Origin of the sequence: Streptococcus pneumoniae, assembly GCF_001457635.1 — a bacterium.
Lineage (GTDB): Bacteria > Bacillota > Bacilli > Lactobacillales > Streptococcaceae > Streptococcus > Streptococcus pneumoniae.
In genome coordinates this window covers 1,552,972-1,573,001 of sequence record NZ_LN831051.1, presented here as the reverse complement: position 1 = coordinate 1,573,001, position 20,030 = coordinate 1,552,972, and the positions used below count along the sequence as shown (strand labels likewise).

The following is a 20,030-nucleotide window of genomic DNA, read 5'->3' as shown; positions in this document are numbered from 1 at the left end:
AAATTTCCCTTATCTAATTACAAAAGAAAGGCTTCTAAGTTAGCCCTAAAAGCAGTTTCTTCTGGATGATGTACTAAGATTATGCTAATTGTTTCAGTTTTCCTGGTTGGAAACCTGAAAAGACTTCAGTTGGTGTTTGGATAACAGGAGCTGCGCTAAAACCGAGCTCTTTAACTTGATCGACGTACTCAGGTTGCTCATCAAGATTGATTTCACGATAAGAGACATTATTACTGTCCAAGAAACGCTTGGTCATTTTACATTGGACACAATTGTTTTTAGAATAAACGGTTACCATTGTGTAACTCCTCTTCAAAATTTAATACTATCTTAGTATATCAGAAAATAAAATTTTGTCAATGATTTGAACTAAATATAGTGGTGTTCTTTTGTTGTTTTTATATATAAACACAATATATAGTGTTTGTATTGTGAAATAGCAATGATTATCCTATAAATTGTTTTTAAAGAAACTATATCCTGTGTTTTGTTATCTAGGATAGAAGATTTTCAGCAAGTTATCTGAAAGGAAATTGAAGGAAAATCCAGAAAATGCTTGAAAAAAATCCTAGAAGATGGTATAATACTAAATTGTAAGGGTTATCACATATAACTCAAAAAAAGAAAGAACAAAAGGAGAGTCAAACTATGGCTTCTAAAGATTTCCACGTAGTGGCAGAAACAGGTATTCACGCACGTCCAGCAACATTGTTGGTACAAACTGCTAGCAAATTTGCTTCAGATATCACTCTTGAGTACAAAGGTAAATCAGTTAACCTTAAATCAATTATGGGTGTTATGAGTCTTGGTGTTGGTCAAGGTGCTGACGTAACTATCTCAGCTGAAGGTGCAGATGCAGATGACGCTATCGCTGCAATCTCAGAAACAATGGAAAAAGAAGGATTGGCATAAGGGAAATGACAGAAATGCTTAAAGGAATCGCAGCATCTGACGGTGTTGCAGTTGCAAAAGCATATCTACTCGTTCAGCCGGATTTGTCATTTGAGACTATTACAGTCGAAGATACAAACGCAGAAGAAGCTCGCCTTGATGCCGCTCTACAGGCATCACAAGACGAGCTTTCTGTTATTCGCGAGAAAGCAGTAGGTACGCTCGGTGAAGAAGCAGCTCAAGTTTTTGATGCTCACTTAATGGTTCTTGCTGACCCAGAAATGATCAGCCAAATCAAGGAAACTATCCGTGCGAAGAAAGTGAATGCAGAAGCAGGTCTGAAAGAAGTTACAGATATGTTTATCACTATCTTTGAAGGCATGGAAGACAACCCATACATGCAAGAACGCGCAGCGGATATCCGCGACGTGACAAAACGTGTATTGGCAAACCTTCTTGGTAAAAAATTGCCAAACCCAGCTTCTATCAATGAAGAAGTGATTGTGATTGCGCATGACTTGACTCCTTCAGATACAGCTCAATTGGACAAAAACTTTGTAAAAGCTTTTGTAACCAACATTGGTGGACGTACAAGCCACTCAGCTATCATGGCACGTACACTTGAAATTGCTGCTGTATTAGGTACAAACAACATCACTGAAATCGTTAAAGACGGTGACATCCTTGCTGTTAACGGGATCACTGGAGAAGTGATTATCAACCCAACAGATGAACAAGCGGCAGAATTTAAAGCAGCTGGTGAAGCCTATGCGAAACAAAAAGCTGAATGGGCACTTTTGAAAGATGCTCAAACAGTGACTGCTGACGGTAAACACTTCGAGTTGGCTGCCAATATTGGTACTCCAAAAGACGTTGAAGGTGTTAACAACAACGGTGCAGAAGCTGTTGGACTTTACCGTACAGAGTTCTTGTACATGGATTCTCAAGACTTCCCAACTGAAGATGAGCAGTATGAAGCATACAAGGCTGTTCTTGAAGGAATGAACGGTAAACCTGTTGTCGTTCGTACAATGGATATCGGTGGAGATAAGGAACTTCCTTACTTCGATATGCCTCACGAAATGAACCCATTCCTTGGATTCCGTGCTCTTCGTATCTCTATCTCTGAGACTGGAGATGCTATGTTCCGCACACAAATCCGTGCTCTTCTTCGTGCGTCTGTTCACGGTCAATTGCGTATCATGTTCCCAATGGTTGCGCTCTTGAAAGAATTCCGTGCAGCGAAAGCAGTCTTTGATGAAGAAAAAGCAAACCTTCTTGCTGAAGGTGTTGCAGTTGCGGATAACATTCAAGTTGGTATCATGATCGAGATTCCTGCAGCGGCTATGCTTGCAGACCAATTTGCTAAAGAAGTTGACTTCTTCTCAATTGGTACAAATGACTTGATCCAATATACAATGGCAGCAGACCGTATGAACGAACAAGTTTCATACCTTTACCAACCATACAACCCATCAATCCTACGCTTGATTAACAATGTGATCAAAGCAGCTCACGCTGAAGGTAAATGGGCTGGTATGTGTGGTGAGATGGCTGGTGACCAACAAGCTGTTCCACTTCTTGTCGGAATGGGCTTGGATGAGTTCTCTATGTCAGCAACATCTGTACTTCGTACACGCAGCTTGATGAAGAAACTCGACACAGCTAAGATGGAAGAGTACGCAAACCGTGCCCTTACAGAATGCTCAACAATGGAAGAAGTTCTTGAACTTCAAAAAGAATACGTTAATTTTGATTAATCGAAAAGTCCCTGCAACTCAGTTACAGGGACTTTTTTTGATATTTTAAAAAGAATTTTCAAGAAAATCTTTCTTATAAAAAGTCCAACCTTGAAAAAGTAGTGGTCAGAACAAAAAATACTTAAATGGTTCATAAAATTCTTGACAAGTTGGAGATTTAGGAGTAAACTATTAACCAGTTAAGTAATAGAGAGGAGTTTCTGCAATTTAGAAATGAATTGCAACTAGAAATATCAAATAGAAAGAGAGTTTCGATGAAAATTAATAAGAAATACCTTGTTGGTTCTGCGGCAGCTTTGATTTTAAGTGTTTGTTCTTACGAGTTGGGACTGTATCAAGCTAGAACGGTTAAGGAAAATAATCGTGTTTCCTATATAGATGGAAAACAAGCGACGCAAAAAACGGAGAATTTGACTCCTGATGAGGTTAGCAAGCGTGAAGGAATCAATGCTGAGCAAATCGTCATCAAGATAACAGACCAAGGCTATGTCACTTCACATGGCGACCACTATCATTATTACAATGGTAAGGTTCCTTATGATGCGATTTTCAGTGAAGAATTACTCATGAAAGATCCAAACTATAAGCTAAAAGATGAGGATATTGTTAATGAGGTCAAGGGTGGATATGTTATCAAGGTAGATGGAAAATACTATGTTTACCTTAAGGATGCTGCCCACGCGGATAACGTCCGTACAAAAGAGGAAATCAATCGACAAAAACAAGAACATAGTCAACATCGTGAAGGTGGGACTCCAAGAAACGATGGTGCTGTTGCCTTGGCACGTTCGCAAGGACGCTATACTACAGATGATGGTTATATCTTTAATGCTTCTGATATCATAGAGGATACTGGTGATGCTTATATCGTTCCTCATGGAGATCATTACCATTACATTCCTAAGAATGAGTTATCAGCTAGCGAGTTGGCTGCTGCAGAAGCCTTCCTATCTGGTCGGGGAAATCTGTCAAATTCAAGAACCTATCGCCGACAAAATAGCGATAACACTTCAAGAACAAACTGGGTACCTTCTGTAAGCAATCCAGGAACTACAAATACTAACACAAGCAACAACAGCAACACTAACAGTCAAGCAAGTCAAAGTAATGACATTGATAGTCTCTTGAAACAGCTCTACAAACTGCCTTTGAGTCAACGCCATGTAGAATCTGATGGCCTTGTTTTCGACCCAGCGCAAATCACAAGTCGAACAGCTAGAGGTGTTGCAGTGCCACACGGAGATCATTACCACTTCATCCCTTACTCTCACATGTCTGAATTGGAAGAACGAATCGCTCGTATTATTCCCCTTCGTTATCGTTCAAACCATTGGGTACCAGATTCAAGGCCAGAACAACCAAGTCCACAACCGACTCCGGAACCTAGTCCAGGCCCGCAACCTGCACCAAATCTTAAAATAGACTCAAATTCTTCTTTGGTTAGTCAGCTGGTACGAAAAGTTGGGGAAGGATATGTATTCGAAGAAAAGGGCATCTCTCGTTATGTCTTTGCGAAAGATTTACCATCTGAAACTGTTAAAAATCTTGAAAGTAAGTTATCAAAACAAGAGAGTGTTTCACACACTTTAACTGCTAAAAAAGAAAATGTTGCTCCTCGTGACCAAGAATTTTATGATAAAGCATATAATCTGTTAACTGAGGCTCATAAAGCCTTGTTTGAAAATAAGGGTCGTAATTCTGATTTCCAAGCCTTAGACAAATTATTAGAACGCTTGAATGATGAATCGACTAATAAAGAAAAATTGGTAGATGATTTATTGGCATTCCTAGCACCAATTACCCATCCAGAGCGACTTGGCAAGCCAAATTCTCAAATTGAGTATACTGAAGACGAAGTTCGTATTGCTCAATTAGCTGATAAGTATACAACGTCAGATGGTTACATTTTTGATGAACATGATATAATCAGTGATGAAGGAGATGCATATGTAACGCCTCATATGGGCCATAGTCACTGGATTGGAAAAGATAGCCTTTCTGATAAGGAAAAAGTTGCAGCTCAAGCCTATACTAAAGAAAAAGGTATCCTACCTCCATCTCCAGACGCAGATGTTAAAGCAAATCCAACTGGAGATAGTGCAGCAGCTATTTACAATCGTGTGAAAGGGGAAAAACGAATTCCACTCGTTCGACTTCCATATATGGTTGAGCATACAGTTGAGGTTAAAAACGGTAATTTGATTATTCCTCATAAGGATCATTACCATAATATTAAATTTGCTTGGTTTGATGATCACACATACAAAGCTCCAAATGGCTATACCTTGGAAGATTTGTTTGCGACGATTAAGTACTACGTAGAACACCCTGACGAACGTCCACATTCTAATGATGGATGGGGCAATGCCAGTGAGCATGTGTTAGGCAAGAAAGACCACAGTGAAGATCCAAATAAGAACTTCAAAGCGGATGAAGAGCCAGTAGAGGAAACACCTGCTGAGCCAGAAGTCCCTCAAGTAGAGACTGAAAAAGTAGAAGCCCAACTCAAAGAAGCAGAAGTTTTGCTTGCGAAAGTAACGGATTCTAGTCTGAAAGCCAATGCAACAGAAACTCTAGCTGGTTTACGAAATAATTTGACTCTTCAAATTATGGATAACAATAGTATCATGGCAGAAGCAGAAAAATTACTTGCGTTGTTAAAAGGAAGTAATCCTTCATCTGTAAGTAAGGAAAAAATAAACTAATGAAAAATGAAAGTCTCGATAAAGAGGCTTTCATTTTTATTATGTATATATGTAAAATTCTTGACAAGCAATATTAAAAAGAGTAAACTATTAACTAGTTAATTAACCGGTTTATTACTTTATAGTGAATCAAATATACTTAAGAAAAGAGGAAAGAATGAAAATCAATAAAAAATATCTAGCTGGGTCAGTAGCTACACTTGTTTTAAGTGTCTGTGCTTATGAACTAGGTTTGCATCAAGCTCAAACTGTAAAAGAAAATAATCGTGTTTCCTATATAGATGGAAAACAAGCGACGCAAAAAACGGAGAATTTGAATCCTGATGAGGTTAGCAAGCGTGAAGGAATCAATGCCGAACAAATCGTCATCAAAATAACAGACCAAGGCTATGTCACTTCACATGGGGACCACTATCATTATTACAATGGTAAGGTTCCTTATGACGCTATCATCAGTGAAGAATTGCTGATGAAGGATCCAAACTACCAGCTAAAGGACGAGGATATTATCAGTGAAATCAAGGGTGGTTATGTGATTAAGGTAGATGGAAAATACTATGTTTACCTTAAGGATGCAGCTCATGCGGATAATGTCCGTACAAAAGAAGAAATCAATCGACAAAAACAAGAGCATAGTCAACATCGTGAAGGTGGGACTCCAAGAAACGATGGTGCTGTTGCCTTGGCACGTTCACAGGGACGCTACACCACAGATGATGGTTATATCTTTAATGCTTCTGATATCATTGAAGATACTGGTGATGCTTATATCGTTCCTCACGGCGACCATTACCATTACATTCCTAAGAATGAGTTATCAGCTAGCGAGTTAGCTGCTGCAAAAGCCTTCCTATCTGGTCGGGGAAATCTGTCAAATTCAAGAACCTATCGCCGACAAAATAGCGATAACACTTCAAGAACAAACTGGGTACCTTCTGTAAGCAATCCAGGAACTACAAATACTAACACAAGCAACAACAGCAACACTAACAGTCAAGCAAGTCAAAGTAATGACATTGATAGTCTCTTGAAACAGCTCTACAAACTGCCTTTGAGTCAACGCCATGTAGAATCTGATGGCCTTATTTTCGACCCAGCGCAAATCACAAGTCGAACCGCCAATGGTGTTGCTGTACCGCACGGAGACCATTATCACTTTATTCCTTATTCACAACTGTCACCTTTGGAAGAAAAATTGGCTCGTATTATTCCCCTTCGTTATCGTTCAAACCATTGGGTACCAGATTCAAGACCAGAACAACCAAGTCCACAACCGACTCCGGAACCTAGTCCAAGTCCGCAACCTGCACCAAATCCTCAACCAGCTCCAAGCAATCCAATTGATGAGAAATTGGTCAAAGAAGCTGTTCGAAAAGTAGGCGATGGTTATGTCTTTGAGGAGAATGGAGTTCCTCGTTATATCCCAGCCAAGGATCTTTCAGCAGAAACAGCAGCAGGCATTGATAGCAAACTGGCCAAGCAGGAAAGTTTATCTCATAAGCTAGGAGCTAAGAAAACTGACCTCCCATCTAGTGATAGAGAATTTTACAATAAGGCTTATGACTTACTAGCAAGAATTCATCAAGATTTACTTGATAATAAAGGTCGACAAGTTGATTTTGAGGCTTTGGATAACCTGTTGGAACGACTCAAGGATGTCTCAAGTGATAAAGTCAAGTTAGTGGAAGATATTCTTGCCTTCTTAGCTCCGATTCGTCATCCAGAACGTTTAGGAAAACCAAATGCGCAAATTACCTACACTGATGATGAGATTCAAGTAGCCAAGTTGGCAGGCAAGTACACAACAGAAGACGGTTATATCTTTGATCCTCGTGATATAACCAGTGATGAGGGGGATGCCTATGTAACTCCACATATGACCCATAGCCACTGGATTAAAAAAGATAGTTTGTCTGAAGCTGAGAGAGCGGCAGCCCAGGCTTATGCTAAAGAGAAAGGTTTGACCCCTCCTTCGACAGACCATCAGGATTCAGGAAATACTGAGGCAAAAGGAGCAGAAGCTATCTACAACCGCGTGAAAGCAGCTAAGAAGGTGCCACTTGATCGTATGCCTTACAATCTTCAATATACTGTAGAAGTCAAAAACGGTAGTTTAATCATACCTCATTATGACCATTACCATAACATCAAATTTGAGTGGTTTGACGAAGGCCTTTATGAGGCACCTAAGGGGTATAGTCTTGAGGATCTTTTGGCGACTGTCAAGTACTATGTCGAACATCCAAACGAACGTCCGCATTCAGATAATGGTTTTGGTAACGCTAGCGACCATGTTCAAAGAAACAAAAATGGTCAAGCTGATACCAATCAAACGGAAAAACCAAACGAGGAGAAACCTCAGACAGAAAAACCTGAGGAAGAAACCCCTCGAGAAGAGAAACCGCAAAGCGAGAAACCAGAGTCTCCAAAACCAACAGAGGAACCAGAAGAAGAATCACCAGAAGAATCACCAGAGGAATCAGAAGAACCTCAGGTCGAGACTGAAAAGGTTAAAGAAAAACTGAGAGAGGCTGAAGATTTACTTGGAAAAATCCAGAATCCAATTATCAAGTCCAATGCCAAAGAGACTCTCACAGGATTAAAAAATAATTTACTATTTGGCACCCAGGACAACAATACTATTATGGCAGAAGCTGAAAAACTATTGGCTTTATTAAAGGAGAGTAAGTAAAGGTAGCAGCATTTTCTAACTCCTAAAAACAGGATAGGAGAACGGGAAAACGAAAAATGAGAGCAGAATGTGAGTTCTAGTTCTCATTTTTTTCATGAAAATGTGCAAAATATAGTAGATTGAAACTAGAATAGTATACCTCTACTTCTAAAACATTGTTAGAAATCGATTTGACTGTCCTGTTCTTATTTCATTTTACTATATCTTAACAGATAGTGTAAATAAAGATAAACTATTTACTGGCTAATTGATCAGTTAAACACTAGTTAAGGAGTAATGATGAAAAAAAGAACAATACTATTATTGATGGCCAGTCTGTTAGCTCTTGTCTTAGGAGCATGTGGTTTCTTGGACATATTGATCCTGGATCATTCTCATCAGGATTACTCTTTACTGCTATTTTAGAAACTGGGGTGGTTTGATGGAAAGTATTGGTATTGGTCTTGTTATCGTTTCACATTCCAAATACATTGTAGAAGGTGTTGTTGAACTGATTAGTAAAGTAGCTAAAGATGTTCCGATTACTTATGTAGGAGGAACCGAGGGCGGAGGAATTGGAACGAGTTTTGATTAAGTAGATAGGGTTGTTTCCGAAAATACAGCAGATACTTTACTTGCCTTTTTTGACCTAGGTTTTGCTAAAATGAACTTAAAAATGGTGACTGATTTCAGTGATAAAAGTATCATCATCAACAGGGTTCCAATTGTAGAAGGTGCCTATAATGCAGCTGCTCTTCTTCAGGCTGGTGCAGAACTGTCAGTTATTCAAACACAGTTAGCGGAGCTTGAAATCAATAAATAAGGAATTTTACTATAACTCTTTTTATAGGTAAGCTATTGATTATCTCAACTATAAAATGTTAAGTAAATGATTTCAAAATCAGAAAGGGATTGCTTTATGCAGTTCCTTTTTATTTTAACAGGAGTGAAACTATAGTGTTTCTAAATTGTGAATCAATCAAAACTGATTGTGATGGGGCTATTCTAGCTTTAGAAACCTTCAAAAATTAAAATTTAAGGCAATCAATTACTTGGAAGAGTATGAAAGCATTTAGTTTATAGGAATTCTAGGTCTAGAATTACACATATATTTATGAATACGGGGTGCTCGATAGTTAGTATTGTTCTATTCTGAAAGATTTGAGCTGTCAGTTGTATAGAAAGTGTTCGAATTTTTTTAAGTGATTAAATTAGTTAATTGTATGAGGTGCTTTATGATATAATGTTCTTAATGAATTTTCAGAAAGGAAAACCTCAAATTGTTCTACAAATTTCTACTCTTCGACCTCGACCACACTCTTCTTGATTTTGATGCTGCTGAGGATGTGGCTTTGACCCAACTTCTAAAAGAAGAAGGAGTTGCGGATATTCAGGCTTATAAAGATTATTACGTTCCTATGAACAAGGCTCTCTGGAAAGACTTGGAGCTGAAGAAAATCAGTAAACAAGAGCTGGTTAACACGCGCTTTTCTCGTTTATTTTCTCATTTTGGACAGGAAAAAGACGGTAGTTTTCTTGCCCAGCGTTACCAATTTTATCTCGCTCAGCAGGGACAAACACTATCGGGCGCTCATGATCTCTTGGACAGCCTCATTGAGCGTGATTATAACTTGTATGCTGCGACAAATGGCATTACTGCCATTCAGACAGGACGTTTGGCTCAATCTGGTCTAGTACCTTATTTCAATCAAGTCTTTATCTCAGAACAGTTGCAAACTCAAAAGCCGGATGCTCTCTTTTATGAAAAGATTGGCCAGCAAATTGCTGGATTTAGTAAAGAAAAGACGCTGATGATTGGAGATTCTCTAACCGCCGACATTCAAGGTGGCAATAATGCGGGGATTGACACTATCTGGTATAATCCTCATCACCTCGAAAATCACACACAAGCCCAGCCGACTTACGAAGTCTATTCTTACCAAGACTTGCTGGATTGTTTAGATAAAAATATTCTTGAAAAGATCACATTTTAAAGGAGATTAGCTAATGACTACAAAAAAAGCTAATATTACTATTGAAGAGTACATTGAAATGTCTGAAGTTGATTTTAATGAAGCTGTTAATTATGAATTTACATCTGACACTTGTCAATTAGCAAATAGTATTTATCAATCTCTTTTTAAGTTTTTTGATAAGAAAAATTTCTCTGGCGATTTAATTTTTACTTGGAAATCTCCATCATTAGTCAAAGAAGGGGATTATATTGGGAGAAGGGATTCACAAGTAGATAATCTTAGAGTAATAGGAAATATATTTCCGAATTATCTTACTAATCGAAAATATAGCCTCAATATGAATCGTAATGGCTGTATGGGAGATTTTCCTCATGACTTTTTTGATATATACCTAGATCATGTAGCAAAATATGCCTACGAACAAAAAGTTAATAATATTAAAGAGTATTATCCTTTAAAAAGAGCGATTTTACACCAAGAGAATGCATTGTATTTTCGATTTTTTTCTAATTTTGACGACTTTTTAGAAAAAAATTATTTAAAGACTATATGGCAAGTTTCTAAAGAAACTCCTTTTTCTGAAATGGATTTTAATATGTTTAAAAATATTTCAGAAAAGATAATCTTCGAAAGAGGTAGTAAAATGCTTAATGATTTAAAAAGTAATTATAAAAAATAGCCAGTCTTTATAAACTGTATTCACGTATTCAAATCGTATATATAGTCGATTTATTAAATCTTTAGATAAACTGTAAAAAGTGGTTTCCATAGCCACTTTTTGCTATAATAGAGGCAGTAAAAATGAAGGAGTCGGCTATGGAACACTCGTCTTGGCATGCTTTGATTAAGGCGCAATTACCTGAGGGTTATTTCGGGAAAATCAATCAGTTTATGGAGCAGGTCTATTCTCAGGGGATTATTTATCCACCCAAGGAAAAGGTTTTTCAGGCTCTCTTGACAACACTGCTTGAAGAAGTTAAGGTGGTAATTCTAGGGCAAGACCCCTATCACGGACCAGGTCAAGCGCAGGGCTTGAGTTTTTCTGTACCTGACTCTATCCCAGCTCCACCATCCTTGCAAAATATCTTGAAAGAATTGTCAGATGATATCGGAGTTAAGAAATCTCATGATTTGACATCTTGGGCTGAGCAAGGAGTCTTGCTTCTTAATGCTTGTTTGACTGTTCCTGCTGGACAGGCCAATGGTCATGCTGGTCAAATCTGGGAGCCTTTTACTGATGCTGTGATTCAGGTGGTCAATCATCTAGATAGACCAGTCGTTTTTGTACTCTGGGGAGCTTATGCACGTAAGAAGAAGGCATTAGTTACCAATCCTCATCACTTGATTATCGAATCAGCCCATCCAAGTCCTTTGTCGGTTTATAGAGGATTTTGGGGTTCCAAGCCCTTTTCCAAGGCCAATGCATTCTTAAAAGAGACAGGACAAGAGCCAATCGATTGGCTTAGATAAGGAGAAAATATGCCTCAGTTAGCGACGATTTGCTACATTGATAATGGGAAAGAACTGCTCATGCTCCATCGTAATAAGAAACCCAATGATGTCCATGAAGGGAAATGGATTGGTGTGGGTGGTAAGCTAGAGAGAGGAGAGACGCCCCAGGAATGCGCGGCGCGTGAAATCCTTGAAGAAACAGGGCTCAAAGCCAAGCCAGTTCTAAAAGGTGTCATCACTTTTCCTGAATTTACACCAGATTTAGACTGGTACACCTATGTTTTTAAGGTGACGGAGTTTGAGGGCGACTTGATTGACTGCAATGAGGGGACGCTAGAATGGGTTCCCTATGATGAGGTTTTGAGCAAGCCGACTTGGGAAGGTGACCACACCTTTGTTGAGTGGCTTTTAGAGGATAAACCCTTCTTTTCAGCCAAGTTTGTTTATGATGGGGATAAATTGTTGGATACCCAAGTTGATTTCTATGAATAAAGGAGAAAGCAGATGCTACTAATCAAAAATGGTCGTGTAATGGATCCCAAGTCTGGTTTGGATCAAGTTTGTGATGTCTTAGTTCAAGATGGGAAAATTATCAAAATTGCGCCTGAGATCACGGAAGAAGGAGCAGAAACGATTGATGCTACTGGTCTTGTGGTTGCTCCTGGTTTGGTCGATATTCATGTGCATTTCCGTGAACCTGGTCAAACACATAAAGAAGACATTCATACTGGTGCCCTGGCAGCCGCTGCAGGTGGTTTTACTACTGTCGTCATGATGGCTAATACCAGTCCAACCATTTCAGACGTGGAGACTTTGCAAGCAGTTCTCCAGTCAGCTGCCAAAGAGAAGATTAATGTCAAGACAGTTGCGACCATTACTAAAAACTTTAATGGTAAAAACTTGACTGACTTTAAGGCGCTCTTAGAAGCTGGTGCGGCTGGTTTCTCTGATGACGGTATTCCGCTTGAGAGCAGTAAGATTGTCAAGGAAGCCATGGAGGAAGCCAAAAAACTCAATACCTTTATCAGCCTTCATGAGGAAGATCCAGGTTTGAACGGTGTTCTTGGCTTTAATGAAAATATTGCTAGAGAACATTTCCATATCTGCGGTGCTACTGGGGTGGCTGAGTACGCTATGATGGCGCGTGATGTCATGATTGCCTATGCAACTAAAGCCCATGTTCACATCCAGCATTTGTCTAAGGAAGAAAGTGTTAAAGTAGTGGAGTTTGCTCAGGGGTTAGGTGCAGAAGTCACAGCAGAAGTAGCGCCACAGCATTTCTCTAAGACAGAAGCACTTTTTTTAACACAAGGTAGCAATGCTAAGATGAATCCACCGCTTCGTTTGGAATCAGACCGTCGTGCCGTTATCGAAGGTCTCAAATCAGGTGTCATCACAGTTATTGCGACTGACCACGCCCCTCATCATGTAGATGAAAAAAATGTTGAGGATATTACCAAAGCGCCATCTGGTATGACTGGCTTAGAAACATCCCTGTCTCTCAGCTTGACCTATTTAGTAGAAGCTGGTGAGTTGAGCTTGATGGAATTACTTGAAAAAATGACATACAACCCAGCCAAGCTTTACAACTTTGAAGCAGGTTACTTGGCTGAGAATGGTCCAGCAGATATCACTATTTTTGATGCCAAGGCTGACCGCCTTGTGGACTCCCATTTTGCTTCCAAAGCAGCTAATTCACCATTCATCGGTGAAACCTTAAAAGGGCAGGTTAAATATACCATCTGTAAGGGACAAATCGTCTATCAAGCTTGATAGGAGTTAGAATATGAATTATTTTCGAAAACGTAGGGAGAGACAAGCGAAATCTAATAGTGGAATTTACTGTCCCGCAGCTAATCGTTCCAAAATTCAATATGAAACTAAAGAAAAAGCTGACCATGCGGTTCAATATGATAACGGAGGTTTAGTTAGAAGCTATTATTGTCGTACATGTGCGTGTTGGCATACTACTTCAAAATCTAATAAACCTCCGCTAAGTTTGAAAAACTATGGTCTGAAACTCTTTGGTTTAGATAAATCAGAATAGAAAGAGAAGTATGTATAAGACAAAGTGTTTACGAGAGAAGTTAGTATTATTTTTAAAAATTTTCTTCCCAATCCTGATTTACCAATTTGCCAATTATTCTGCCTCTTTTGTTGATACTGCAATGACAGGTCAATACAACACTATGGACTTGGCTGGTGTATCTATGGCAACCAGTATCTGGAATCCTTTCTTTACATTTCTAACAGGGATTGTGTCAGCCTTGGTGCCTATCATTGGTCACCATCTTGGTCGAGGAAAAAAGGAAGAAGTTGCGTCTGATTTTTACCAATTTATTTATTTGGCCTTGGGCCTATCTGTGGTATTGCTGGGGATGGTACTTTTTTTGGCACCAACAATCTTGAATCATATTGGGTTAGAAGCAGCAGTAGCGGCAGTAGCGGTTCGCTATCTTTGGTTTTTATCTATCGGGATTATCCCCTTGTTGCTCTTTAGCGTCATTCGTTCCTTGCTGGATTCGCTGGGCTTGACCAAACTGTCCATGTACCTCATGCTTTTGTTACTCCCTCTCAATAGCGGATTTAACTATCTCTTGATTTACGGTGCCTTTGGTGTTCCAGAACTGGGAGGGGCTGGTGCTGGTTTAGGAACATCCTTGGCCTACTGGGTCTTGCTTGGGATTTCTGTTCTGGTTTTATTTAAACAGGAGAAGCTCAAAGCCTTACACCTTGAGAAACGAATTCCACTTAATATGGATAAAATTAAGGAAGGAGTTCGTTTAGGTCTGCCTATTGGGGGAACTGTCTTCGCGGAAGTGGCTATCTTTTCAGTGGTTGGCTTGATTATGGCTAAGTTTTCGTCCTTGATTATAGCTAGTCACCAGTCAGCTATGAACTTTTCAAGTCTTATGTACGCCTTTCCTATGAGTATCTCATCGGCTATGGCTATTGTCGTTTCCTATGAAGTGGGAGCCAAGCGATTTGATGATGCGAAAACCTATATTGGTCTAGGAAGATGGACTGCCCTCATTTTTGCGGCCTTCACCTTAACCTTCCTTTACATTTTTAGGGGAAATGTGGCCAGTCTTTATGGTAACGACCCAAAATTTATCGATTTGACAGTGCGTTTTTTAACTTATAGTCTTTTCTTCCAGTTAGCAGATACCTTTGCGGCGCCGCTTCAGGGAATTTTGCGGGGGTATAAGGATACAGTTATTCCTTTTTACCTTGGTTTGCTTGGTTATTGGGGCGTAGCAATCCCTGTGGCTACGCTATTTGATTCTCTAACAGATTTTGGAGCTTATTCTTACTGGATCGGCTTGATTATTAGTTTGATTGTGAGTGGGGCGCTCTACCGTTGGCGTTTAACTGTGATTATGAAGAGATTTGAATCTTTAGCAAAATCCAAACGCTAAAAAGTTTGTGAAAAAATATTCTTGATAAGAAAATCCCTTGTTTTCACGGGGTTTTCTTTTTTATTTTGTGAAATTTCTTTTAGAAAAACTTTGACAGTATTTGCCAAAAACGGTAAAATAGTAAGGTAAGAAGAAAGTTAGAAAGGCAAGAAGATGTCAACTTTAGATAAAAATCTTTTGCTAGAAATGTTCCGTAAGATGGAAGAAATCCGTCGCATGGACTTAAAAATTGCACAATTAGTAAAGAAAGGGAAAGTGCCAGGAATGACGCACTTTTCTGTTGGTGAAGAGGCAGCTAACGTGGGGGCTATGTTAGCTCTCAATCCAGATGATCTGATTACCTCAAACCACCGTGGACACGGGCAAGCTATTGCTAAAGGGATTGACCTCAACGGAATGATGGCTGAAATCCTTGGTAAATACACTGGAACCTGTAAAGGGAAAGGTGGATCTATGCATATCGCTGACCTTGATGCTGGGAACCTTGGTGCCAATGGTATTGTAGGTGGTGGTATGGGGATCGCTGTCGGTGCAGCCCTCAGTCAGCAAATGCAAAATACCGGTAAAATCGTTGTCTGCTTCTTTGGAGATGGTGCGACCAATGAAGGTGTTTTCCACGAAGCAGTGAACATGGCTTCTATCTGGAACCTGCCAGTCATTTTCTATTGCATTAACAACGGTTACGGTATCTCTGCGGATATCAAGAAAATGACCAATATAGAACATATCCATCAACGTAGCGCCGCTTATGGAATTCCTGGAATGTTCATCGAAGATGGTAACAATGTCATCGATGTCTATGAAGGATTTCAGAAAGCTGTGGACCATGTTCGCAGTGGCAATGGTCCAGTCTTGATTGAAAGTGTAACTTATCGCTGGCTCGGTCACTCATCATCTGACCCTGGTAAATATCGTACGCGTGAAGAAGTGGAATTGTGGAAACAAAAAGATCCAATCGAAAACCTCCGCAATTACCTTATTGAAAATAACATTGCAAGTGCCGAAGAATTGGAAGAAATCCAAGCGCAAGTAAAGGAAGCAGTAGAAGCTTCTGTTAAATTTGCAGAGGAAAGCCCATTCCCACCGCTTGAATCAGCCTTTGAAGATATTTACGCAGACTAAGGAGAAAGAGATAAAATGGAAACAAAAACAATGTCCTTCCGTGACACCATTATCCTTGCTATGTCTGAGGAAATGCGTCGCGATGAAAATGTGTTCTTGATGGGAGAAGACGTCGGTGTCTTCGGAGGAGACTTCGGTACTTCTGTTGGAATGCTTGAAGAATTTGGTCCAGAACGCGTCCGTGACTGTCCGATTTCTGAAGCTGCCATCTCTGGAGCAGCAGCAGGAGCAGCCATGACAGGACTTCGTCCAATCGTCGATATGACCTTCATGGACTTCTCTGTTATTGCCATGGACAATATCGTCAACCAAGCTGCTAAAACACGTTACATGTTTGGTGGTAAAGGTCAGGTTCCAATGACTGTTCGTTGTGCAGCTGGTAACGGAGTTGGCTCTGCCGCCCAGCACTCACAATCTCTAGAGTCTTGGTTTACTCACATTCCAGGACTTAAGGTTGTGGCACCTGGAACACCTGCGGACATGAAAGGCCTGCTTAAGTCTTCTATCCGTGATAAAAACCCAGTTATTATACTTGAGTACAAGTCAGAATTTAACCAAAAAGGGGAAGTGCCAGTTGATCCAGACTACACAATTCCACTTGGGGTTGGTGAAATCAAACGCCAAGGAACGGATGTAACAGTTGTTACTTATGGAAAAATGCTTCGCCGTGTGGTTCAAGCTGCTGAAGAATTAGCAGAAGAAGGAATTTCAGTTGAAATTGTTGACCCACGTACCCTTGTTCCGCTTGATAAGGATATCATCATAAACTCAGTGAAGAAGACTGGTAAGGTTGTTCTGGTCAACGATGCCCACAAAACAAGTGGCTATATCGGTGAAATTTCAGCTATTATTTCAGAATCAGAAGCATTTGACTATCTAGATGCACCAATTCGCCGTTGTGCAGGAGAAGATGTGCCGATGCCTTATGCACAAAACCTAGAAAATGCAATGATTCCAACAGTTGAAAGTATCAAAGATGCAATCCGAAAAACTTATAACAAAGAATAGAGTTACATAAGATAAGTTATGTAAATAAAATAAAGCTGACGAGAAACTTTGTATCTTTTAGGTGCAGAGCTCTTCGTCATTAATATCTTAGATTAGAGCACGGGCTAAAAGCTCGGAAAAAAGATAAATCTCCTTGGCTTCATCGAAGCCATCGTCGATTTCCTATTTTTCAGTCGCTTTTGACGCCCTTTGTATCATAAATAGAATTGGAGAGGTCATGGCTGATGACAAGCTAAGAGCGACTCCTGCAGCTAGAAAGTTAGCGGATGATTTAGGGATAAACCTCTACGACGTTTCTGGCTCAGGTGCAAACGGTCGTGTCCACAAAGAAGACGTGGAAACTTATAAAGACACAAACGTGGTTCGCATTTCGCCACTTGCAAAACGAATTGCCCTCGAACATAACATTGCTTGGCAGGAAATCCAAGGAACCGGTCATCGTGGTAAAATCATGAAGAAGGATGTTTTGGCCCTGCTTCCTGAAAATATCGAAAACGATAGCATCAAATCTCCTGCTCAGATTGAAAAAGTGGAAGAAGTCCCTGATAACGTAACACCATATGGTGAAATCGAGCGTATTCCAATGACACCAATGCGTAAGGTTATTGCCCAACGCATGGTTGAATCTTACTTGACTGCGCCAACCTTCACCCTCAACTATGAAGTTGATATGACTGAAATGTTGGCTCTTCGTAAGAAGGTTCTTGAGCCAATCATGGAAGCAACTGGGAAGAAGACTACTGTAACAGACCTTCTTTCGCTTGCAGTTGTTAAGACTCTTATGAAACACCCATACATCAACGCTTCATTGACAGAAGATGGCAAGACTATTATCACTCACAACTATGTCAATCTTGCCATGGCAGTTGGGATGGATAATGGATTGATGACACCTGTTGTTTACAATGCTGAGAAAATGAGTCTTTCAGAACTGGTTGTAGCCTTTAAGGATGTTATTGGCCGTACCTTGGATGGTAAATTGGCTCCAAGTGAGTTACAAAATTCAACATTCACAATCAGTAATTTGGGAATGTTTGGTGTTCAGTCCTTTGGTCCGATTATTAACCAACCCAACTCAGCTATCCTTGGTGTCAGTTCGACAATCGAGAAGCCAGTTGTCGTCAATGGTGAAATTGTGATTCGCCCAATCATGAGTTTAGGATTAACCATTGACCACCGTGTCGTAGATGGTATGGCTGGTGCTAAGTTTATGAAGGACTTGAAAGAGTTGATTGAAACGCCAATCTCAATGTTAATTTAAGAGCAAGAGTATTCATTTTTAAGATATAGATAAAGGAAGGAAGACATGGCCTTAGAAGTAATTATGCCAAAAGCCGGCGTGGATATGACAGAAGGACAAATCGTCCAATGGAATAAAAAAGTCGGAGAATTTGTAAAAGAAGGAGAAATCCTTTTGGAAATCATGACTGATAAAGTCAGCATGGAATTGGAAGCCGAAGAAGATGGGTACTTGATTGCCATTCTCAAAGGAGATGGTGAAACTGTCCCTGTAACGGAAGTTATCGGTTACCTTGGTGAAGAAAGGGAAAACATCCCAACAGCTGGAGCAGCATCGCCAGAAGCTAGCTCTGTACCTGTAGCAAGTACCTCAAACGATGATGATAAGAGCGATGATGCTTTTGATATCGTTGTGATTGGTGGAGGTCCTGCTGGTTATGTTGCAGCCATTAAAGCTGCCCAATTCGGCGGTAAGGTTGCCCTTGTTGAGAAATCTGAACTTGGTGGAACCTGCTTAAACCGTGGATGTATTCCAACCAAGACCTACCTTCATAACGCTGAAATTATTGAAAATATCGGTCATGCTGCAAATCGTGGTATCGTGATTGAAAATCCTAACTTCACTGTTGATATGGAAAAACTTTTAGAAACTAAATCTAAAGTTGTTAATACTCTTGTTGGTGGTGTTGCAGGACTTCTTCGTAGCTACGGAGTTACTGTTCATAAAGGAATTGGTACAATCACTAAAGACAAGAACGTCTTGGTAAATGGCTCTGAATTGCTTGAAACCAAGAAAATCATTCTTGCTGGTGGTTCAAAAGTCAGCAAGATCAACGTCCCTGGTATGGAATCTCCACTTGTCATGACTAGTGATGACATTCTTGAAATGAACGAAGTGCCAGAAAGCCTTGTTATCATCGGTGGTGGAGTTGTCGGTATCGAACTCGGTCAGGCCTTCATGACATTTGGTTCAAAAGTGACTGTTATCGAAATGATGGACTGTATAGTTCCAGCTATGGATGCGGAAGTTTCTAAGAACCTTCGCTTGATCCTTGAGCGTAAAGGAATGACCATCTTGACTGGTACTAAACTGCAAGAAATCATTGAGGAAAATGGTCAACTTCGTATCAAGGTTGAAGGAAAAGACGATATCATCGCAAGCAAAGCTCTTCTTTCAATTGGTCGTATGCCAGACCTTGAAGGTATTGGAGAGGTTGAGTTTGAATTGGATCGTGGTTGTATCAAGGTCAATGAATACATGGAAACTTCAGTTCCAGGCATTTATGCACCAGGTGACATCAACGGTACTAAGATGTTGGCTCACGCAGCTTTCCGCATGGGTGAAGTTTCCGCTGAAAATGCCCTTAAAGGAAATCATGCAGTTGCCAAATTGAATTTGACTCCTGCAGCCATCTACACTCTCCCTGAAGTAGCAGCAGTAGGTTTGACAGAAGAACAAGCCCGTGAGAAATACGATGTTGCCATCGGTAAGTTTAACTTTGCTGCTAACGGTCGTGCTATTGCATCTGACGCTGCTCAAGGTTTCGTAAAAGTTATCGTTGATAAGAAATACGGAGAAATCCTTGGTGTACACATTATTGGTCCTGCAGCCGCAGAATTAATAAACGAAGCATCAAGCATCATCGAAATGGAAATCACTGTTGAGGAAATGCTGAAGACCATCCACGGGCACCCAACTTACTCTGAAGTGATGTACGAAGCGTTTGCAGATGTTCTAGGAATGGCCATCCATTCACCTAAGAAAAAATAAAACGAAGATAGATTAG

16 protein-coding genes and 2 pseudogenes are annotated in these 20,030 nt (G+C 40.0%); 17 read left to right on the top strand and 1 reads right to left on the bottom strand.

Features of this window, described 5'->3' with window-relative positions:
• Nucleotides 1–79: 79 nt before the first annotated feature.
• A complete protein-coding gene (gene nrdH, locus AT689_RS08320; protein ID WP_000259249.1) occupies nucleotides 80–298 on the bottom strand; it encodes a glutaredoxin-like protein NrdH in 219 nt (72 codons plus the stop codon).
• A 350-nt stretch (nucleotides 299–648) separates the two neighbouring features.
• On the opposite strand from nrdH, the gene AT689_RS08315 reads away from it, so the two are divergent.
• From AT689_RS08315 to lpdA, 17 genes and pseudogenes are all read left to right on the top strand, one after another.
• Nucleotides 649–912, top strand: a complete 264-nt coding sequence (locus tag AT689_RS08315) for a phosphocarrier protein HPr (protein WP_000146947.1) — start codon at nucleotides 649–651, stop codon at nucleotides 910–912.
• Between the two features lie 5 nt (nucleotides 913–917).
• Complete coding sequence (gene ptsP / locus AT689_RS08310; RefSeq protein ID WP_000138135.1) at nucleotides 918–2,651, top strand: phosphoenolpyruvate--protein phosphotransferase; 1,734 nt, start codon at nucleotides 918–920, stop codon at nucleotides 2,649–2,651.
• 254 nt (nucleotides 2,652–2,905) lie between these two features.
• The gene (phtA, locus tag AT689_RS08305) at nucleotides 2,906–5,356 is read left to right on the top strand and encodes a pneumococcal histidine triad protein PhtA (RefSeq protein WP_000700436.1); all 2,451 of its coding nucleotides are present in this window, start codon (nucleotides 2,906–2,908) and stop codon (nucleotides 5,354–5,356) included.
• 157 nt (nucleotides 5,357–5,513) lie between these two features.
• Nucleotides 5,514–8,048: a pneumococcal-type histidine triad protein gene (locus tag AT689_RS08300; RefSeq protein WP_000700261.1), complete on the top strand. Its 2,535-nt coding sequence runs from the start codon at nucleotides 5,514–5,516 to the stop codon at nucleotides 8,046–8,048.
• A 347-nt stretch (nucleotides 8,049–8,395) separates the two neighbouring features.
• Nucleotides 8,396–8,470 (top strand): annotated as a pseudogene (locus tag AT689_RS13715) (dihydroxyacetone kinase subunit L); the annotation flags it as partial.
• Nucleotides 8,470–8,850 (top strand): annotated as a pseudogene (gene dhaM / locus AT689_RS12595) (dihydroxyacetone kinase phosphoryl donor subunit DhaM). The pseudogenes AT689_RS13715 and dhaM, both read left to right, overlap by 1 nt.
• Before the next feature lie 457 nt (nucleotides 8,851–9,307).
• Nucleotides 9,308–10,021, top strand: a complete 714-nt coding sequence (locus AT689_RS08290; protein WP_000499437.1) for a YjjG family noncanonical pyrimidine nucleotidase — start codon at nucleotides 9,308–9,310, stop codon at nucleotides 10,019–10,021.
• 13 nt (nucleotides 10,022–10,034) lie between these two features.
• Nucleotides 10,035–10,682, top strand: a complete 648-nt coding sequence (locus AT689_RS08285) for a hypothetical protein (protein WP_001809355.1) — start codon at nucleotides 10,035–10,037, stop codon at nucleotides 10,680–10,682.
• 137 nt (nucleotides 10,683–10,819) lie between these two features.
• A complete protein-coding gene (locus AT689_RS08280) occupies nucleotides 10,820–11,473 on the top strand; it encodes a uracil-DNA glycosylase (protein WP_000401329.1) in 654 nt (217 codons plus the stop codon).
• A gap of 9 nt (nucleotides 11,474–11,482) precedes the next feature.
• Nucleotides 11,483–11,947 (top strand): NUDIX hydrolase, encoded by a 465-nt coding sequence (locus AT689_RS08275; RefSeq protein WP_001135768.1) that lies wholly within the window; start codon nucleotides 11,483–11,485, stop codon nucleotides 11,945–11,947.
• Nucleotides 11,948–11,959: 12 nt separating this feature from the next.
• A complete protein-coding gene (locus tag AT689_RS08270) occupies nucleotides 11,960–13,228 on the top strand; it encodes a dihydroorotase (RefSeq protein WP_000924489.1) in 1,269 nt (422 codons plus the stop codon).
• Nucleotides 13,229–13,241: 13 nt separating this feature from the next.
• On the top strand, nucleotides 13,242–13,502 hold the full coding sequence (locus tag AT689_RS08265; protein ID WP_001105925.1) for a hypothetical protein: 261 nt from the start codon (nucleotides 13,242–13,244) through the stop codon (nucleotides 13,500–13,502).
• A 10-nt stretch (nucleotides 13,503–13,512) separates the two neighbouring features.
• Nucleotides 13,513–14,874 (top strand): sodium-coupled multidrug efflux MATE transporter PdrM, encoded by a 1,362-nt coding sequence (gene pdrM / locus AT689_RS08260; protein ID WP_000278534.1) that lies wholly within the window; start codon nucleotides 13,513–13,515, stop codon nucleotides 14,872–14,874.
• Nucleotides 14,875–15,027: 153 nt separating this feature from the next.
• The gene (locus AT689_RS08255; protein WP_000105360.1) at nucleotides 15,028–15,996 is read left to right on the top strand and encodes a thiamine pyrophosphate-dependent dehydrogenase E1 component subunit alpha; all 969 of its coding nucleotides are present in this window, start codon (nucleotides 15,028–15,030) and stop codon (nucleotides 15,994–15,996) included.
• 15 nt (nucleotides 15,997–16,011) lie between these two features.
• Nucleotides 16,012–17,004 carry an alpha-ketoacid dehydrogenase subunit beta gene (locus AT689_RS08250; RefSeq protein WP_000448709.1) on the top strand — a complete coding sequence of 331 codons (993 nt, stop codon included), beginning with the start codon at nucleotides 16,012–16,014 and terminating at the stop codon, nucleotides 17,002–17,004.
• A gap of 217 nt (nucleotides 17,005–17,221) precedes the next feature.
• Nucleotides 17,222–18,265 (top strand): dihydrolipoamide acetyltransferase, encoded by a 1,044-nt coding sequence (locus AT689_RS08245; RefSeq protein ID WP_000752697.1) that lies wholly within the window; start codon nucleotides 17,222–17,224, stop codon nucleotides 18,263–18,265.
• Between the two features lie 45 nt (nucleotides 18,266–18,310).
• Entirely contained in the window at nucleotides 18,311–20,014 is a 1,704-nt protein-coding gene (gene lpdA / locus AT689_RS08240; RefSeq protein WP_001162938.1) for a dihydrolipoyl dehydrogenase, read from the top strand.
• Nucleotides 20,015–20,030 lie beyond the last annotated feature (16 nt).

What these genes read in the sequence shown, in the direction of transcription:
- nrdH (WP_000259249.1), bottom strand. Translation starts at nt 298, where the DNA reads ATGGTAACCGTTTATTCTAAAAACAATTGTGTCCAATGTAAAATGACC.
- ptsP (WP_000138135.1), top strand. Translation starts at nt 918, where the DNA reads ATGACAGAAATGCTTAAAGGAATCGCAGCATCTGACGGTGTTGCAGTT.
- AT689_RS08315 (WP_000146947.1), top strand. Translation starts at nt 649, where the DNA reads ATGGCTTCTAAAGATTTCCACGTAGTGGCAGAAACAGGTATTCACGCA.
- AT689_RS08275 (WP_001135768.1), top strand. Translation starts at nt 11,483, where the DNA reads ATGCCTCAGTTAGCGACGATTTGCTACATTGATAATGGGAAAGAACTG.
- AT689_RS08285 (WP_001809355.1), top strand. Translation starts at nt 10,035, where the DNA reads ATGACTACAAAAAAAGCTAATATTACTATTGAAGAGTACATTGAAATG.
- pdrM (WP_000278534.1), top strand. Translation starts at nt 13,513, where the DNA reads ATGTATAAGACAAAGTGTTTACGAGAGAAGTTAGTATTATTTTTAAAA.
- AT689_RS08270 (WP_000924489.1), top strand. Translation starts at nt 11,960, where the DNA reads ATGCTACTAATCAAAAATGGTCGTGTAATGGATCCCAAGTCTGGTTTG.
- AT689_RS08265 (WP_001105925.1), top strand. Translation starts at nt 13,242, where the DNA reads ATGAATTATTTTCGAAAACGTAGGGAGAGACAAGCGAAATCTAATAGT.
- AT689_RS08245 (WP_000752697.1), top strand. Translation starts at nt 17,222, where the DNA reads ATGGCTGATGACAAGCTAAGAGCGACTCCTGCAGCTAGAAAGTTAGCG.
- AT689_RS08300 (WP_000700261.1), top strand. Translation starts at nt 5,514, where the DNA reads ATGAAAATCAATAAAAAATATCTAGCTGGGTCAGTAGCTACACTTGTT.
- AT689_RS08250 (WP_000448709.1), top strand. Translation starts at nt 16,012, where the DNA reads ATGGAAACAAAAACAATGTCCTTCCGTGACACCATTATCCTTGCTATG.
- lpdA (WP_001162938.1), top strand. Translation starts at nt 18,311, where the DNA reads ATGGCCTTAGAAGTAATTATGCCAAAAGCCGGCGTGGATATGACAGAA.
- phtA (WP_000700436.1), top strand. Translation starts at nt 2,906, where the DNA reads ATGAAAATTAATAAGAAATACCTTGTTGGTTCTGCGGCAGCTTTGATT.
- AT689_RS08280 (WP_000401329.1), top strand. Translation starts at nt 10,820, where the DNA reads ATGGAACACTCGTCTTGGCATGCTTTGATTAAGGCGCAATTACCTGAG.
- AT689_RS08255 (WP_000105360.1), top strand. Translation starts at nt 15,028, where the DNA reads ATGTCAACTTTAGATAAAAATCTTTTGCTAGAAATGTTCCGTAAGATG.